Source organism: Longimicrobium sp. (genome assembly GCF_036554565.1).
Taxonomy (GTDB): Bacteria; Gemmatimonadota; Gemmatimonadetes; order Longimicrobiales; family Longimicrobiaceae; genus Longimicrobium.
Map to the genome: position 1 here is coordinate 1 of NZ_DATBNB010000193.1, position 2077 is coordinate 2077.

At 68.8% G+C, this 2077-nt stretch carries 1 protein-coding gene; it reads right to left on the reverse strand.

The features are described 5' to 3' along the window. Nucleotides 1-185: 185 nt before the first annotated feature. Nucleotides 186-1604 carry a pyruvate kinase gene (pyk, locus tag VIB55_RS05240; protein WP_331875613.1) on the reverse strand — a complete coding sequence of 473 codons (1419 nt, stop codon included), beginning with the start codon at nucleotides 1602-1604 and terminating at the stop codon, nucleotides 186-188. Nucleotides 1605-2077: the final 473 nt, after the last annotated feature.

Genomic DNA, 2077 nt, shown 5'->3' on the forward strand with positions numbered 1-2077 from the left:
TGCACGTGTCGCAGTCGCACCCGATCACCGGCACCCCGAAGCTGGTGCCGGTCCCCAGGAACCGCAGCTTCACGGCAGGGGGAGTGCGAAGGTGCGAAAGTGCGGGAGTGCGAGAGTAAAGGCCGAAGCGAGGACGCCCGTGCCGTCTACTTTCGCACTTTCGCACTCAGTACTTTCGCACTTCTTCATATCACCACCACCTGCAGCAGGTTGGTGGTCCCCGCCTTGTGCATCGGCAGGCCGGCGGTCACCACGATGCGGTCGCCAGGCTTCGCCAGGCCGCGCCTGACCGCTTCCTCGCGCCCGCACTCCATCATCTCGGCGTAGGTCGCTTCGCGGGAGCAGACCACCGGGACCACGCCCCACACCAGCGCGAGCTGCTGGTAGGTCTGCGGATTTCCGGTGATGGCCAGGATGGGCACCGGCGGCCGGAACGACGACACCACGCGGGCGGTGGAGCCGCTGCTGGTGAAGGTGAGGATCAGCGGCGCCTTCAGCCGGCGGACCGCTTCGACGGTGGCGCCGGCGATGGCGCGTTCCGTGGGCGTGGTGCCGTCCACCCCCGGGTCGATGGGGATGTCGTAGTGCGGGCCTGTTTCCAGGATGTGCGAATCCTCGATCTCCTGCGCGATGCGCACCATCGCCTGCACCGCCGCGACGGGAAACTTGCCCGTGGCCGTCTCCGCCGAAAGCATCAGGGCGTCGGTACCGTCGATGATGGCGTTGGCCACGTCCGACGCCTCGGCGCGGGTGGGGCGCGGGTTTTCGATCATCGACTCCAGCATCTGCGTGGCCGTGATCACCGGCCTGCTGGCGCCGTTCGCCATCTGGATCATCCGCTTCTGCGCCAGCGGCACCTGCTCGAAGGGCAGCTCCACGCCCAGGTCGCCGCGCGCCACCATCGCCGCCGCGGACTGCTCCAGGATGGCCGACAGGTTCTCCAGCGCCATCCCTTTTTCCACCTTCACCACCACCAGCGGGCCGCCGGGGGGAATGCGGCTGACCAGGTCCTTCACGTCCTCGGCCGAGCGGACGAACGAAAGGGCCAGGTAGTCCAGCTTCTGCTCCAGCGCGAAGTCCAGGTCGCGGAGGTCCTTTTCCGTCAGCGAGGGGATGCTTACCAGCGTGTTGGGAAGGTTGATCCCCTTGTTGCTGGTGAGCTCGCCGCCGTGGATGACGCGCATGGTCACCCGCGGCGGCTGCACCTCCTCGACGATCAGCTCCATCAGGCCGTCGGCCAGCAGCACCACCTCGCCCACCTCCACGTCGTGCGCCAGCTCGTGGAAGGTGGTGGGGAGCTCGCCCTCCTGGTGCTCGCCCTCAGGGGCAAAGACCACGCGGTCGCCGGTCTTGAGCACGGCGGCCTCGCCCAGCACGCCCACGCGGATCTTGGGGCCCTGCAGGTCGCCCAGGATGGCGATGGGGCGGCCCTTGTCGCGCGAGCACGCGCGGACGTTGGCGATGGTTTCGGCGTGGCGGTCCAGCTCGCCGTGCGAAAAGTTGATCCGGGCTACGTCCATCCCAGCGTCGACGAGCGCCGCGATGCGCTCGGGCGACCACGAGGCGGGGCCCAGCGTGCAAACGATCTTGGTACGTCTTTGCATCGGCGTTCCGTCGGGTTGTGCGCTCCTCCGGCGGCGGGCAAGGACCGGACCGCAGGCCCCCCAGCGCCGGGGTGAGCGGGACAACATGCCGCCGCCGTCCCCGCGCGCAAGGGCAGGGCGGGGAAATCGGTAGGTTTCGTGCCAAATGGGATGGTGAGGATGGGAGATGCAGAACCATGGCGGGGTTCGATAGGCCGGGCGCATGCCCCGGGCGCCCCCCATCCCCAGCCCTTCCCCCGCAAACTGCGCGGGGGAAGGGAGCCAGTGCCGTGCGCATCCAAACTCTATTGCACCCGAGAGGCTGTCATCCTGAGCCCCAAGCGCACCGAACCACCCCGCACGCAGTGCTTCGCGGGGCGAAGGATCTAACATTAGGCACGTAATAGCCCGGGTGCGGCAGCGGTCACCCGTGCAGAGGCCGGGACGTCGGAGCGTTGCGACTTGGGCCGGCGCATGCCGCGGCGGGGGGGGGG